At 54.2% G+C, this 14,564-nt stretch carries 9 protein-coding genes and 1 riboswitch; of the genes, 5 read left to right on the top strand and 4 right to left on the bottom strand.

Going from position 1 to position 14,564, the window contains the following annotated elements; all coding sequences use genetic code 11:
* Nucleotides 1–330 precede the first annotated feature (330 nt).
* Nucleotides 331–1,536, bottom strand: a complete 1,206-nt coding sequence (locus tag NSQ73_RS28925; RefSeq protein ID WP_340989633.1) for an MFS transporter — start codon at nt 1,534–1,536, stop codon at nt 331–333.
* A 193-nt stretch (nt 1,537–1,729) separates the two neighbouring features.
* Here NSQ73_RS28925 and NSQ73_RS28920 point away from each other — a divergent pair, with 193 nt between their 5' ends.
* Nucleotides 1,730–2,122, top strand: a complete 393-nt coding sequence (locus NSQ73_RS28920; RefSeq protein WP_042140412.1) for a winged helix-turn-helix transcriptional regulator — start codon at nt 1,730–1,732, stop codon at nt 2,120–2,122.
* A 111-nt stretch (nt 2,123–2,233) separates the two neighbouring features.
* On the opposite strand, the gene NSQ73_RS28915 is transcribed toward NSQ73_RS28920, so the two are convergent.
* The 3 genes from NSQ73_RS28915 to NSQ73_RS28905 all read right to left on the bottom strand — a co-directional run bounded on the left by NSQ73_RS28915 (nt 2,234) and on the right by NSQ73_RS28905 (nt 7,739).
* Nucleotides 2,234–3,409: an ATP-binding response regulator gene (locus NSQ73_RS28915; RefSeq protein ID WP_340989631.1), complete on the bottom strand. Its 1,176-nt coding sequence runs from the start codon at nt 3,407–3,409 to the stop codon at nt 2,234–2,236.
* 8 nt (nt 3,410–3,417) lie between these two features.
* Complete coding sequence (locus tag NSQ73_RS28910; RefSeq protein ID WP_340989629.1) at nt 3,418–7,023, bottom strand: response regulator; 3,606 nt, start codon at nt 7,021–7,023, stop codon at nt 3,418–3,420.
* Between the two features lie 167 nt (nt 7,024–7,190).
* A complete protein-coding gene (locus NSQ73_RS28905) occupies nt 7,191–7,739 on the bottom strand; it encodes a hypothetical protein (protein ID WP_340989627.1) in 549 nt (182 codons plus the stop codon).
* A 233-nt stretch (nt 7,740–7,972) separates the two neighbouring features.
* Nucleotides 7,973–8,076: riboswitch (purine riboswitch) on the top strand.
* Between the two features lie 166 nt (nt 8,077–8,242).
* Between NSQ73_RS28905 and NSQ73_RS28900 the strand changes: the two genes are divergently transcribed.
* From NSQ73_RS28900 to NSQ73_RS28885, 4 genes are all read left to right on the top strand, one after another.
* Nucleotides 8,243–8,872 carry a xanthine phosphoribosyltransferase gene (locus NSQ73_RS28900; protein WP_171719155.1) on the top strand — a complete coding sequence of 210 codons (630 nt, stop codon included), beginning with the start codon at nt 8,243–8,245 and terminating at the stop codon, nt 8,870–8,872.
* The gene (locus NSQ73_RS28895; protein WP_340989626.1) at nt 8,866–10,164 is read left to right on the top strand and encodes a nucleobase:cation symporter-2 family protein; all 1,299 of its coding nucleotides are present in this window, start codon (nt 8,866–8,868) and stop codon (nt 10,162–10,164) included. The genes NSQ73_RS28900 and NSQ73_RS28895 overlap by 7 nt, the downstream gene beginning before the upstream one ends.
* Before the next feature lie 140 nt (nt 10,165–10,304).
* Entirely contained in the window at nt 10,305–13,376 is a 3,072-nt protein-coding gene (locus NSQ73_RS28890) for an ATP-binding protein (RefSeq protein ID WP_340989624.1), read from the top strand.
* 40 nt (nt 13,377–13,416) lie between these two features.
* A complete protein-coding gene (locus NSQ73_RS28885; protein ID WP_340989622.1) occupies nt 13,417–14,553 on the top strand; it encodes a response regulator in 1,137 nt (378 codons plus the stop codon).
* Nucleotides 14,554–14,564: the final 11 nt, after the last annotated feature.

Here is a 14,564-nt window from a genome sequence, read left to right as displayed (position 1 = left end):
TACGGGCAAAATGTTGTACGTAGTGCAGCTTTGATTCCTTGATATCCGGATTTACTAAAGGATTGTTGTATTAAATACAATAATTTCTTCGATAAGCCGCTTAGAAGACAAGAAATGCTGCATTTCATACAACAATCTTAAAATTTGCCCGGAATAAAGAGGGAAATGTTGTATTATGGGCAGGAATTTAAGAAGCAAGATGCTCTCCCCGTCACAGCCAGCGAGCGAGGTATTACGAGAAAGGGATTGCGGCAGCTATAGCCTATAATCAGACCATGCATACCGCTTGACTGCGCACATTTCCATTTGCGGCGTACACAGCACTTAAGCTTAAGCAGCTTCCGCCCGCTGCATACGTTCGTCCCTGTTCTCCAGCGCCCGGCTCCAGGCCGTGAGCAGAACGGCCCCGAACACCATGACAGCGCCTATCCAGGCGGTGTGGATCAGTCCCATATGATCGGTGACCAGGCCGCCGAGGTAGGCTCCGATGGCAATGCCTGCGTTGAACGCGGCAATGTTGACAGCAGAGGCGACATCTCTGGCGCCGGGCGCGAACCGGTCAGCCAGCATTACTACATAGACCTGCAGCCCGGGGACGTTCATGAAGGCGAGCAGCCCCATGAAGAAGATGGTGATCAGGGAAGCGGTCTTGAATGGAGCCGTGAAGGTGAAGATCAGCAGCACGGCGGCCTGCAGGGCGAACATATAGAATAAGGCGTTCATCGGCTTGCGGTTCGCTGCTCTGCCGCCGATCACATTGCCGATGGCAATGGCGATGCCATAGACGAGCAGGATCACAGCGACCGTCTTCTCCTGGAAGCCGCTGATCTCATGCAGCAGCGGGGAGAGATAGGTGAAGACGACGAACGTTCCGCCGTAGCCCAGGGCTGTAATGGCAAAAGACAGCAGCAGCCGGCCGTTCGTCACCAGCTTGACCTGCTCGCGTAGCGGTGTGCGGGTCCCCTTGCGGAGTCCGGCGGGCACCAGAATCAGATTAGCGATCAGCGCGAGGATGCCGATCACGACAATGGCGGTGAAGGCGGCCCGCCAGCCCAGCTGCTGTCCGAGGAAGGTGCCAAGCGGCACGCCGGTGACCGTGGCTACGGTAAGGCCGGTGAACATAATGGAGATGGCGCTGGCCCTGCGGTTCTCGGGCACCAGGTCGGCGGCGATGGTGGAGGCGATCGACATGAACAGGCCATGCGAGAGGGCGGATATTACCCGGGCGGCCAGCAGGGTGCCGATTCCGCCAGCAGCGGCCGCAAGACTGTTACCGGCGATGAATACGAGCATCAGCAGGAGCAGCAGTGTTTTGCGGGAGACTCTTGTGGTCAGCGAGGTTAGCACAGGCGCACCGAAGGTTACGCCGAGCGCATACAGAGTTACGGTTAATCCGGCGGTGGTCACGGATATATTCAGGTCATCAGCTATGAGCGGCAGCAGCCCGACACTGATAAACTCGGTTGTTCCTATCGCAAAGGCGCTGATCGCCAGAGCCAGCAGCGCGAGGGTACTTCTTTTTGTGTCCAGAGACATGTTCTTCACTCCTACTATGGTAATCACCGGCCGGTAAGTGCTATTATGGAGTACAGATGCGAAAATGGATAGTACGTACTTTAAAGTACTATAGGTACCAAAAAGTACCCATAAACTACCCATAAACTACCCATAAACTACCCGCTAAGAGACACATACAGGGATGTAAAGTGAGCATACAGGAGGCATTATAATGGCTAAAAAATATAATATTTCAGTCGAGGCTACGCTAGAGGTCATCGGGGGGAAGTGGAAATGCGTTATTCTCTGCCACCTGACGCATGGCAAGCTGCGGACAAGCGACCTGAAGCGGCATATGCCGAATATTACGCAGAAAATGCTGACCCAGCAGCTCCGCGAGCTGGAGCAGGACGGCATTGTCAACCGGATCAGCTATAATCAGGTTCCGCCCAAAGTGGAATATGAGCTGAGTGAATACGGACAGACACTCGGCTCCATTCTGGACTCCCTGTGCGCTTGGGGAGAGCAGCATATTATTAAAGAGTATGGCGATAAATTCGCCGTGCTTGAGGACAATGTGCTGAATAACAAGAAGGTGGAGCTGCTGCCCGGAGGCGTGGAATAAGGCGCAGCAGACCTATGACCGTACACAAAGAACCGCAAGCCCCGGAGGCTTGCGGTTCTTTGATATGCCTGGTGTCCGGCCAGCTGCCGAGATAAACAGCTGGACAAGGCGCTAATCCGGTTGTCCTTCACTGACCTGAATCGTGAAGATAAAGACGGCCCCTTGCTCAACATCCGGCTTAGCGTAGATTGTTCCGCCCATCAGATCGACCAGCATTTTGCAGATGGACAGCCCGAGTCCGGTACCCCCGAACTTACGGTTGATCGTAGCGCCGATCTGGGTGAACGGCTGGAACAGGTATTTCATTTTGTCCGCAGGAATGCCAATGCCGGTATCTTCAATAATGAACTCAAGCTCCATTACCCTATCCATCGCTTGCCGGAGATGAACCCCTACCTTAACGCCGCCCGAGTAGGTGAATTTGATTGCATTGCCGATCAGGTTGTTCAGTACCTGGCGCAGACGGTTGGGATCGCCTATGAGCAGTGCGGGAATGGCTGGATCAATGAAGGTCTCCAGGACCAGATTGCGTTCCTTGGCGAGTGCCCGGAAGAGATCAACGGTTTCCTTGATGCAGGAGTGGAGGTTGAAGAGCTCATAGTCCAGCTCCATTTTGCCGGATTCGATCTTGGTGAAGTCCAGGATATGATTAATGACAGACACCAGCGCGTGGCCGCTTGTATGAATGATTTCGGCCATTTCCAGGTCATCCGCCGCCAGCTCAGAGGTCCGCAGCACATCCGACATGGCAATAATTCCGTTCAGCGGTGTGCGGATTTCATGGCTCATCATGGCGAGGAAGCCGCTTTTGATCCTTAGAGCGACTTCGGCAGTGTCCTTCAGCTCGGTCAGAACGCTATTCGCCGCCTCCAGCTCCTGGGATTTAAGCTGCAGCTCTTTGCGGGTCCGATAGAGGCGTACGAAGCCGTCAATTTTGCTCTTAAGCACGATCGGATGGAAAGGCTTGGTCAGGAAATCTATAGCTCCGGCTGAATAGGCCATCATATAGTTCTCCAGCTCTGAAGTCAGCGCGGTGAGGAATATAATCGGGATGTCACGTGACTTTTGACGCGCTTTGATCCGCTTCGCCGTTTCGAATCCATCCATGTCCGGCATGAGCACATCCATAATAATCAGGGCGAACTCCTGCTCCAGCAGACATTTCAGGGCCTCCATGCCGGAGGTTGCACCAATCAGCTGATAAGGTGTGTCGGCCAGCAAAGCCTGCATAGACAGGAGCTCATCCGGCCGGTCATCGACAAGTAAAATATTAATAGGGTAATCCATAATTCCTCCTACTGAATCAACCATAATTTCAGCACACTCACCAGCTGTGTCGTATTGATCGGTTTGGATATATAATCGTTCGCTCCGGCCTGCAGGCATTTGACCCGGTCTTCCTCCAGGGCGCGGGCGGTCAGCGCGATAATCACCAGCTGGTCATACTCCGGTCTGAGCCGGATATGCTTCATGGTCTCGTAACCATCCATCTCAGGCATCATAATATCCATGAATACGAGCTCAACGCCCGGGTGTGTCTCCAGATGCTCCAGGGCTTCTTTACCGTTCTGGGCAAAGCTGATCTCCATATTATAACCTTCGAGCACACTGGATAACGCAAAAATATTACGCATATCATCATCCACAAGCAGAATGCTTTTTCCGGCAAAGGCCGACTCCGGATTGTGCAGATTCTCGATCAGCTGCTGCTTATCCAGCGGCAGGTCAGCATGCTTGCGGTGGAGGTATAAGGCTGTGTCATCGTAGAGCCGTTCCATAGACCGTACATTCTTGATAACAATGCTCTCGGCGTAGTGCTTGAGGCGCTGCTCATCGGTCTTGCTGAGATCCTTGCCTGTATAGATAATGACCGGCAGGGTTTGCAGCTTACGGTTGGTTTTGACCTGCTCCAGCAGATCGAAGCCGGAAATATCCGACAGGCCTAAGTCCAGCACCATGCAGTCAAAATGATGACTGGCCAGATGCTCCATCGCTTCCCTGCCTGTGCCGACCGCAATAATGTTCACATCGGGATGCGCGATGAATTCGACAAGGCTGCTGCGCAGCATCTTGTTGTCTTCAACAATCAGCAGGCTCTTCACCGGACGGCGGATATACGTCTCAATCTGCAGGAAGGCTGCCTCCAGTTCGGCATAATCACTTGGCTTCTTCCAGAAGGACAAGGCGCCCATCGCCAGGCTCTGCTGATTCTCCTCGGCTGTGGAGATGACATGCACCGGAATATGGCGCAGCTCCGGCCGGCTCTTCAGCCGGCTGATAATCGACCAGCCGTCCAGAACGGGAAGATGCAGATCCAGCAGGATGGCATCGGGCTTGTAGGCATGTGCCAGCGCCAGACCCTGATCGCCCTGGAAGGCAACGATCGCCTTGAAGCCCCGGCTGCGCGCCAGTTCAAGCAGCATAGTGGCGAATTCCGCATCCTCCTCTATGATCAGCAGGAGAGTGTCGCCGGGGAGCAGATTGCCGCGGTCATCCTCCATCTCGGCATATTGCAGCAGCTTCGGATTGGTGATGGAAATATCGGGAACGAACGATTCCCGGAAAGCAGGATTCTCCCGGCTGCCGGTCTCGGAACCCGGCATATCCGCAGTGGCTGCGGCTGCAAAGGTAGCGGCAGCCAGCGCCTGTGCGTCCTCTCCCGGCTCAACTGCAGGAATGATCAGCGAGAAGGTACTGCCTTTGCCTTCAACGGAATCCACTTCAATTCTTCCGCCCAGCAGGGTAGCCAGCTCGCGGCAGATCGTAAGTCCAAGACCGGTGCCGCCGTATTTGCGGCTGGTGGTGCCGTCCGCCTGCTGGAACGCTTCGAAGATGCTTCCCAGTTTGGAGGCGGCAATGCCGATGCCGGTATCGCTGACAGCGAGGACTACTTCTTCGCCGCTGGTGCGGATGGACAGGGAAACGGAGCCTTGCTCCGGGGTGAACTTAATAGCATTGGACAACAGATTATTCATAATCTGCTGCAGTCTGTGGCCGTCGGTCATTAGATGGTCAGGCAGCCTGTTGTCTGAATGGACATCGAACCGGAGATTCTTTTTCTTGGCCTGCTGTTCAAAATGGCGGAAAATATGGTTGCTGAGGTCCTGTAAAGAGACCGGTTCAAGAACAGGAGTCATTTTGCCGACCTCCAGCTTGGCCAGATCGAGAATCTCATCGATCAGCTGCAGCAGATCCTTGCCTGCTGAGAAGATGGTATGCACATATTCCAGCTGTTTCTTCTCAAGATTGCCTTCCTTGTTCTCGGCGAGGATCTGCGAGAGAATCAGCAGGCTGTTCAGCGGTGTGCGCAATTCATGCGACACGTTGGCGAGGAATTCCGATTTATACTGGGCAGCCATGAAGATTTCCTGGGCCTGTGCCTGAATTTCTTCCTTCTGCTGCTCGGTAAGCCGGACTTGGAGCAGCAGCTGATCATTGGAGGCTGCAAGCTCTTCTTTCTGGGTCAGAAGCTCATCGGCCTGAGCCTGGAGCTCGTCCGTCTGGGCCTGAAGTTCTTCCGTTTGAGCTTGAAGCTCCTCAGTCTGTGCCTGGAGTTCTTCCTTCTGATCCAGAAGTTCATTCGTCTGGGCCTGAAGCTCTTCAGCCTGATCGGCAATCTCGGCCTTTTGGCGTTCTGTAAGCTGGAGCTGCTTCTGCATATCGCGGTTCGCGGCCGATAATTCATCGGCTTGTGCCTTGATCTCTGTCGATTGCCGGCTGGTAATCTCCATTTGCTGCTGGAGCTCCAGATTGGAGGCGTACAGTTCTTCCGTCTGCTGCCTCAGCTCATCGGCCTGGGCTTCAATCTCGGCTTTTTGTTCCTCTGTCAGCTCCATTTGCGCCTGAAGCTCTTCATTGGAGGACAGCAGGCTCTCGGCCTGCATCTTCAGCTCTTCTCCCTGATCCTGCAGCTGATCCGTCTGCAGCCGCAGCTCCTCGGTTTGGGCCATAAGCTCTTCGGTCTGTGCCTCCAGCTCTTGGGTCTGTGCCGTCAGTTCCTCGGTCTGCGCTTCGAGCTCGTCCTTCTGCAGCCGGGTTTCGCTCAGCAGCTCTTCAATTCTGGCCACGCCGGCCAAAGTATTGATCAGCACCCCCATGTTCTGGCCGGCCCGCTCGATCAGCTGATGCTCCTTATAACCGAACGGGTGCAACGCTGCCAGCTCCATTACGGCGACCACTTCCAGCTCATGCATGATCGGGACTACGATAAGCGATGAAGGGGAAGCTTCGCCCAGCGCGGAATGGACTTTGATATAGTGCTCCGGAAGATCCTCCAGCACGATGGTCTGCTGATCCACCGCACATTGTCCGACCAGTCCGCTGCCCAGCTGAATGGGTTCGCCGCGGCCAGCCGATTCGTCAAAGGCATAGCCTGCCGCGAAGTTCAGCTGACCTCCGTGCTTCACATATACGGCTCCATAGCTTCCGCCGACAGCGGCGGCCAGCCTGCTGATAAATACACGCGCTGCCGTCTGCAGATGCACCGACCCTTGAAGCTGCAGCGCCATCTCTGACACTTGCGTGTTAATCCAGGCCTGCTCCTCCGCCTTCAGCCGCAGTTCGCGTTCTTCGGCGGTTCTGTGATGAAGATCGGCCGCGAGTTTATAATAAGAAGCTGCGAGCAGTCCGAATTCATCCTTGCGTACGGTTGCTGCGGCTGCAGGATTAAGCGTCCCGTCGGCGATATCCCGGGAGATGTTCGTAATCCGGTCCAGCCCGTGGTCAATATTCCGGTGAATGCTGAAGATAAGGCCTATTCCAATCAGAATCCCGCCCCCGCCTAATCCATTAATGAAGAGACGCGGAATGCCTTCCAAATAGAGTGAAGATATAATAATCATACTGCCCAGAAGCAGTATAGAAACCGATGTTGCTAACCAAACCTGTTGTTTAATCCTCATAGTTCGCCGCCTTTGTTCAGTTAGTACTACTAAATATATATAAGTATACTTTTAATAGACGCCGGGCGATATAGAGGACACAGAGAAAACACCGAAAAACCTGATTTTTACAAGGTTTCCGGTGTTATTTTCCAGTATAAAAGGATTGAATTTCCCGGCAGGCGGCGTCAGCGCCGCCGGCTGCCGCCCTGACGCCGACGGGCAGCAGCACGGTTCGAAGCATGGCCGCCTGCACCGCCGCCGACCGCCTGCTGCTGCTTGGATCCGGGACTCTCGATGGCGGCATTGGTCCCGCCCGAGCTGTAGGTTCCGCTGCCGCTGCCGACCTGTGTGGCGGAGGAGCTACTGCTGCCCCTCGGGAGCTTCACGGTCTGGTTGTTCACGACGATGACAATCTCCTTCTCTCCGGCGCGCGGATGAAGCAGCGGCGCGTGACGGCGGGTGCCCCGGTATCCCCTGCTGCCTGTGTTCGCCGCAGTTCCCCCGGCTCCGACGCTCTCCTGCTGGCGGGTATAGGGTGAAGCAATGGCTGCATTGCTGCCTGCTGCGCTGCTCCGGCCGGCGCCGCTGGCAATCTGTGTGGTATTGGCTGCGTTGGTATATTGGTTATTGATAACAAACACCAGCCGGCTGATGCCGGCCAGCGGGGTGCGGGTAACAATCCGCTGCTTCCCTTTTTGAATAATGACAGTTATCCGGTCCTTTTGCTTAGCCATCCGTATCATGCCTCCCTGCGTAGGTTTTCCTTATCATTAATGCGCGGAGGAAGGAAGGGTGAGGAATACGGGCGCTGCCACCCCATAAACAAACGGTTGCCTAGTGAGCAGGGAGAATCGGTGATGAAATACGCGTGTATTTCATGAAACACTTTGAAATCCACAGCAAATATACTTAAAATTTTGCTTGTAAGGATCATACAGAGCGTGTAAGATATACGAAGGTTTTTAAAAACAGACTTATCATAATACCTCATATAATCTTGGGAATATGGCCCATAAGTTTCTACCGGATGACCACTGTAATTATCCGACTATGAGTGAAATAGCGCATCTAGGGTTCCGTTTCTTGTGCTGCGGCAGGGGAAGGACTGGTCCAAGCGATGCGGACACGCTTATGTGTTACACCACTAAGGGACAAAAACCCAGAAGGACAGATTCACTTGAGAGAAACACTCAAGGGGATCTGTCTTTTTTATTTTAAAGGAGGAAGAATCGCTGTAATGAAAGTACTGGAGGAACGCATTAGACAAGAAGGCTTAATTCTATCGGAGACTGTGCTGAAGGTAGACTCGTTTCTGAACCATCAGGTGGACACGGAGCTTGCGCTGCAAATCGGGCAGGAATTCAAAGCTATCTTCGGAGACCAGCCCATCACCAAGGTGCTGACTGTAGAGGCCAGCGGCATCCAGTTCGCCATGGCTGCAGGCATTGCGCTGGGTGTGCCGTTTATTTATGCCAAGAAAAAGAAGGCTGTTACCCTCTCCGAGGCGGTCTATTCCGCACCGGTGCATTCCTTCACCCGTCAGGAAGACTACCTGATCAGCATCTCGCAGAAGTACCTCGGACCTGGCGACAACGTGCTGATTGTCGATGACTTTCTGGCTACCGGTGCAGCGCTTGTAGGCCTATGCGATATCGTGGAGGAGTCCGGGGCGCAGCTGATGGGAGTCGGCTGTGTCATTGAGAAGAGCTTCCAGGAAGGACGCAGCCTGCTGGAGCAGCGCGGAATCCCGGTACATGCCCTGGCACGGATTGCTTCGATGTCTCCGGGGGAAGTTCACTTTATAGATAATCCCGGCACCGGCAGTGCCCGTGCGGAAGAACTAATTAAGGAGAGTGCAGGATGCTAAGCAAACAGAAGATATTCGCCCTCGGGCTTCAGCATGTGCTGGCCATGTATGCCGGAGCTGTGATTGTGCCGCTGGTGGTCGGCGGGGCACTGAATTTGAACGGAACGCAGATGGCGTATCTGATCGCAGCGGATCTGTTCACCTGCGGGCTGGCAACGCTGCTGCAGATTATGGGCAGCAAGTATTTCGGAAGCGGACTTCCCGTTGTACTCGGCTGTACCTTTACCGCAGTCAGCCCGATTATCGCTATCGCTTCAGGCTCCAACCTCCCGACAGCGTACGGGGCTATTATTATCTCCGGTCTGTTCGTTGTACTGGCAGCCCCGATATACGGGAAGCTGCTGAAATTCTTCCCTACAGTAGTAACCGGCTCCGTAGTAACTATCATCGGGCTCTCGCTGATCCCGGTAGCGATGAATAATGTGGCCGGCGGACAGGGCAGCGCTGATTTCGGCCAGCCCCGCAATCTGCTGCTGGCGCTGATTACACTGCTCGTAATTCTGGCGGTGAACCGTCTGACTACAGGCTTCCTGCGTTCCGTATCTGTACTGGTAGGCCTGGTTGTCGGAACCGTAATCGGCTATGCTATGGGCATCGTACATTTCTCTACAGTGACTACGGCCTCTTGGGTGAGTGTGGCCCAGCCCTTCTACTTCGGCTGGCCGCAGTTCAGCATTACGGCGATCTTCACGATGATTATCGTTAATATTGTGTCCATGGTGGAATCGACAGGTGTGTACTTTGCCGTGGGCAAGGCTACGGACCAGCAGGTGGAACAGAAGCAGATCGTGAACGGCCTGCGTTCTGAAGGGCTTGCCATCATGCTCGGCGGATTGTTTAATGCTTTCCCTTATACGGCGTTCTCCCAGAATGTCGGCTTGCTGTCGCTGACCCGGGTGAAGACGCGCAATGTTATTTTTGCCGCCGGCGGAATTATGATCGTGCTCGGGCTGCTGCCGAAGCTGGCAGCGCTGACTACAGTCGTGCCGAATGCGGTGCTTGGCGGGGCGATGATTGTCATGTTCGGATCGGTTGCCGCATCCGGCATGTCGATTCTCTCGGATGTTGACCTGCATAAGGACGGCAATCTGCTGATTGCCGCCTGCAGTATTGCTGTCGGTCTCGGCTCTGCTGTGCTGCCGTCCATGTTCGACCAGCTGCCGGAGTTCGCCAGAATGCTGCTGCAGAACGGGATCGTATCCGGGTCTCTGACAGCAATTATTCTTAATATCTTTCTGTCCAAAACCCAGGAGAGCACAGCTTCCGCAGTCGCAGCTCCGGAAGTAAAGTAAAATATTCCTAAAATTTTAATCTAATAAGATAAGCAGCCGATTCCGAAATAAATGGGAATCGGCTTTTTTTATTGCACTTAAATAAACGGAATTTAATGTATAATTTATACAATGACAGCTAGAAGGGAATGGCATGGGGCATGAAAAAATATTGGCTGAGTATTGTAGGCAGTCTGGTGCTGGTGTTGATCCTTCCATTGCTCTCTGTCCTCCAGACTCTCCATATAAACCGCGGAATGCCGCAAGCCCGGCAAGGGATGATTGATCTGCGCAGCTGGGACTTCCGCAAAGACGGGGTTGTGAAGCTGAACGGGGAATGGGAGCTGTACCGCGGTGCGCTGCTGATGCCTGAGGTGTTCTCCCCGGAGCGGAAGGACCCGGGCATGCCTGCCGTGTCCGGAATGGTTCAGGTTCCCGGGAAATGGAATCCTTATATATCCGTCACCGGTGAACCCTCAGCCAAAGGGTACGGCACTTACCGTCTGCAGGCCAGGATTGCCTATGGGGAAGCCGTGATATACGGTCTGCGCACCAGCAACATCCGTACGGCAAGCCGGGTCTTCGTGAACGGGCAGGAGATTGGCAGCAGCGGCAGCCCTGCTCCCATCGCTTCTGAGGGGAGGCAGAATAATATACCCTATACGGGGTTTGCTTCGGTGACCGGAGATACCATGGAGATTATTGTACAGGTGGCGAATTACAGCTACTCCTCCGGCGGTATCGTTCTGCCGATTGTCATCGGTGATCAGGCCTCTATTCTGAAGCACCGCGAATTTGCGCTGTTTGTAGACGGCGGGGCGCTGTTTGGATTTATTATTCTTTCTTTATTCCTGCTGATGTTCTCCAAGGTAAGAGAGAGCCGGGGGGTCACCCTCTATCTGGGTCTATTCTGCATGGCGGCCTTTGTCTACATTCTGACCCACGGCGAGAAGCTGATCGCGGCAGGGCTTCCCGGGCTTCCGTATGAAATTGTGCTCAAGCTGCAGCTGGCTTCTTCCACGCTGGTCTACTATTATCTGCTGCGCTATGTCGCCAATTCGGTGAATTACCCGATGTCTATTGCGGTCATTAAGGCCTCTAAAATGATTACGAGCGTGCTGCTGCTGATCTCTATATTCATGCCGGCCTATCTGTTCAGCTATCTGGAGGGCCTGCTGCTGACCTGGGGTTCGGTAAGTATCGGCTTTGTGCTCTACTCTATGGTTCAGGGGACAAGACGGAACCCGAAAAATATGTTCCTGATGATGGTCAGCATTGAGAGTCTCAGCGTCGTTATTATCTGCTATCTGGTCAGTTTTATGAACCTGTCATTCAGCTATTTTATAATCTCTTACGAGATTGTCCTGTTCGGATTCGTTCAGGCGATTATTATGACCCGGCAATATGCGTCGTCTTTCCTTGAGGTGGGGCAGCTGTCACGCAGGCTGCAGACACTCGATGGCTTGAAGGACGATTTCATCTCTGACACTTCCCATGAGCTCCGCAAGCCGCTGCAGGGAATGGTCAACATGGCCCAGACACTGGCGCAGGGTGCGGCAGGTTCCGTGAGCAGTGCCCAGAGTGAGCAGTTGCTCATGATTGTCTCGACGGGCAAGCGGCTGTCTGCCTTAATCAATGATATGTCTGACTTCGCGAAGCTGAATCACGGCTCGCTCTTTCTGCGCCGGCAGGCGGTGGATCTCCGCACCGCGGCTGTCTCCATTATGGAGGTGACGCGCCAGGTATACGGAAAGGACAATCTTGAATTCCGCCTGGACCTGCCCGGCAATCTTCCCCTGCTGGAGACGGATGAACAGCGCCTTGCTCAAATTCTGCATAATTTATTGGCAAATGCCGTCAATTATACGCCTCAGGGCGTGATAACGCTGTCTGCAGAGGTTAAAGAAGAGTATGTTGCCATTCTTATCACGGATACGGGGCAGGGGATTGCTCCTGAGCGTTTGCATTCCATCTTTGATGCCTATGATCCAAGCGGACCCGCAGCCCAGAAGGCCTACCGGGAAAACGGCCTCGGTCTCAGCATTACCCAGAGGCTGGTTGAGCTGGCCGGGGGAGAGATAGAGGTGCATTCGGAGCTGGGGCAAGGCTCTGTCTTCCGCTTCACGCAACCTATCCTGCGGAGAAGCAAAGCTCTGCTGGAGCAGGAGTATCTGGAAATTACCGGATGGGAGACGGCAGCGGCAGTCCAGCTGCCGGGAGAAGAGCCGGTCCTTCCGCCGCCTGCGGAATGCTGCTTCATTCTGGTTGTGGATGATGATCCTGTCAATCTTCAGGTGCTGGTTAATGTGCTGCAGCTGGAGAATCATTCGGTGATTACGGCCAGCAGCGGGACCGAAGCTATAAGTAAAATACAGCAGTACCCTGAACTCGATCTTGTCATTGCAGACTGGGTGATGCCGGAAATACCCGGATTGTTATTATGCAAAACGATCCGTGAACGGTTTGTTCTGTCGGAGCTGCCGATCCTGGTGCTGATGGCGAGCAGCCGCCCCGAGGATATCCAGGCTGCGTTCGAGGCCGGAGCCAATGATTATCTGAGCAAGCCGGTGGAGCTGCGCGAGTTCAAGGCGCGTGTGCAGACACTGCTCGATATGCGCAAGTCTGTCCGGATATCCGTTCAGGCGGAGATTGCCTTCCTGCAGGCCCAGATCAAACCGCATTTCTTGTATAATGCGCTCAATGCGATTATCTCCGTATGTCCGGTAGACCCGGATAAGGCCACTGATCTGCTGCTGGATCTCAGCCAGTACCTGCGGAGCAGCTTTGACTTCCAGAACCGGGGACAGACTGTTCCTATTGAGAAGGAGCTGGGGCTGGTTCAGTCCTATCTTGCCCTCGAGCAGGCGCGGTTTGACGAGCGGCTGAATATCGAGTTCGATGTCCCGGACGATATTATGGGACTGGTTCCGCCGCTCAGCATTCAGCCGATTGTAGAGAATGCCGTCAACCACGGGCTGATGCAGAAGGAGGCTGGAGGGACAGTGCAGCTGTCGATTCAGCTGCTGCCCGGCCAGCTGGTGGTTGCCGTCAAAGATGATGGTGTCGGGATGTCTCCGCAGCGGATTGCGGAGGTTCTGTCAGAAGAGCGGACAGAGGGCGGCATCGGACTGCGGAATATTCAGCGACGGCTGCTCAAAATGTACGGAACAGGCCTGAGTATTCATAGTGTGCCCGGTCAGGGGACGGCGATATCTTATACAATTCCCAGGTAAGCGACAACTCGAGAACGATGACATGAGGTGAGTCCTTTCAATGAAAGCGATACTAATCGATGATGAAAAGCCTGCATTGCAGCATCTGGAGCGCCTGCTCCTGAAAGACGGACGTCTGGAGATTACCGGCAAGTATACGTCGGCAAGACGGGGATTGGAGCATCTGGAGCGGGAGAAGGCGGATATCGTCTTCCTGGATATAGGCATGCCGGAGATGAACGGGCTGGAAGCCGGTGAGTATATTGCCGGTCTGGACCGTAGCACGCGGATTGTTTATATCACAGCATACAGTGAGTATGCTATTGAGGCTTTTGAACTGAACGCCGCCGACTATCTGCTGAAGCCGGTAACCTCCCAGCGCCTGAGCAAGACGCTCGAACGCCTGGAGATCCGCATAGAGCAGAATGAAGCGCGTGTGGAGACGCCCACGGAGCCTGCAGCTGCCGTCAAGCAGCTCTCGATTCTCTGCTTCAAACGTCTCGAGTTCATGGACAGTACGGAGCCCGGGCGCAAGATGCAGTGGAGAACCAGCAAAGCGCAGGAGGTGTTCGCCCTGCTGCTCCATAACCGCGGCCAATGGATTCTTAAGGATACCATTGTGGATTGGGTCTGGCCGGACTTCCAACCGGAGAAGGCAGTAACCAACCTGCATACAACGGTGTACCATATCCGTAAACTGCTTAAGGCCTGGAATATGGACGTGCAGGTTGAGTTCTCGCAGGAGCGGTACAGGCTGACCAAGGAGAATGTGCTGCTTGATCTGGAAGAATTCGAGCAGGGATACTGCAGTACCTCTGTGGAATCGGAAGAGGAATGGGCGCGCAGAGAAGTGGTGCTGAGTCTGTACCGCGGAGATTATCTGGAAGAACATCATTATGACTGGGCAGAAACGCGGCGCAAGGAATTGCAGGTCCGCTTCATCCGCATGTCGCTGCATTCGGCCGAATATGAATTATCCTCCGTACGTCCCCGGCAGGCACTGGACAGGCTGCTGGTTCTGCAGGCACTGGACCCGTATTCCGATCAAATCTGCCGGCTGGTGCTGAGAAGTTACGCCGACCTGGGAGATTTCATCGGGTTTAGGAAACACTATGATAAATATAAGGAACTGCTGCAGCGCGATTTAGGCATCCGGCCGGATCATGTCATAGACAGCTGGGTCCAGAAGGTGCTATAAATCAGCCGGGG

Source organism: Paenibacillus sp. FSL R10-2736 (assembly GCF_038000245.1).
GTDB lineage: Bacteria > Bacillota > Bacilli > Paenibacillales > Paenibacillaceae > Paenibacillus_AQ > Paenibacillus_AQ phytohabitans.
This window is presented reverse-complemented; position numbering and strand designations above follow the sequence as displayed.

Bases quoted from the DNA above. Each gene is read 5' to 3' on its own strand.
- NSQ73_RS28925 (WP_340989633.1), bottom strand. From the start codon at position 1,536: ATGTCTCTGGACACAAAAAGAAGTACCCTCGCGCTGCTGGCTCTGGCG.
- NSQ73_RS28920 (WP_042140412.1), top strand. From the start codon at position 1,730: ATGGCTAAAAAATATAATATTTCAGTCGAGGCTACGCTAGAGGTCATC.
- NSQ73_RS28915 (WP_340989631.1), bottom strand. From the start codon at position 3,409: ATGGATTACCCTATTAATATTTTACTTGTCGATGACCGGCCGGATGAG.
- NSQ73_RS28910 (WP_340989629.1), bottom strand. From the start codon at position 7,023: ATGAGGATTAAACAACAGGTTTGGTTAGCAACATCGGTTTCTATACTG.
- NSQ73_RS28905 (WP_340989627.1), bottom strand. From the start codon at position 7,739: ATGGCTAAGCAAAAGGACCGGATAACTGTCATTATTCAAAAAGGGAAG.
- NSQ73_RS28900 (WP_171719155.1), top strand. From the start codon at position 8,243: ATGAAAGTACTGGAGGAACGCATTAGACAAGAAGGCTTAATTCTATCG.
- NSQ73_RS28895 (WP_340989626.1), top strand. From the start codon at position 8,866: ATGCTAAGCAAACAGAAGATATTCGCCCTCGGGCTTCAGCATGTGCTG.
- NSQ73_RS28890 (WP_340989624.1), top strand. From the start codon at position 10,305: ATGAAAAAATATTGGCTGAGTATTGTAGGCAGTCTGGTGCTGGTGTTG.
- NSQ73_RS28885 (WP_340989622.1), top strand. From the start codon at position 13,417: ATGAAAGCGATACTAATCGATGATGAAAAGCCTGCATTGCAGCATCTG.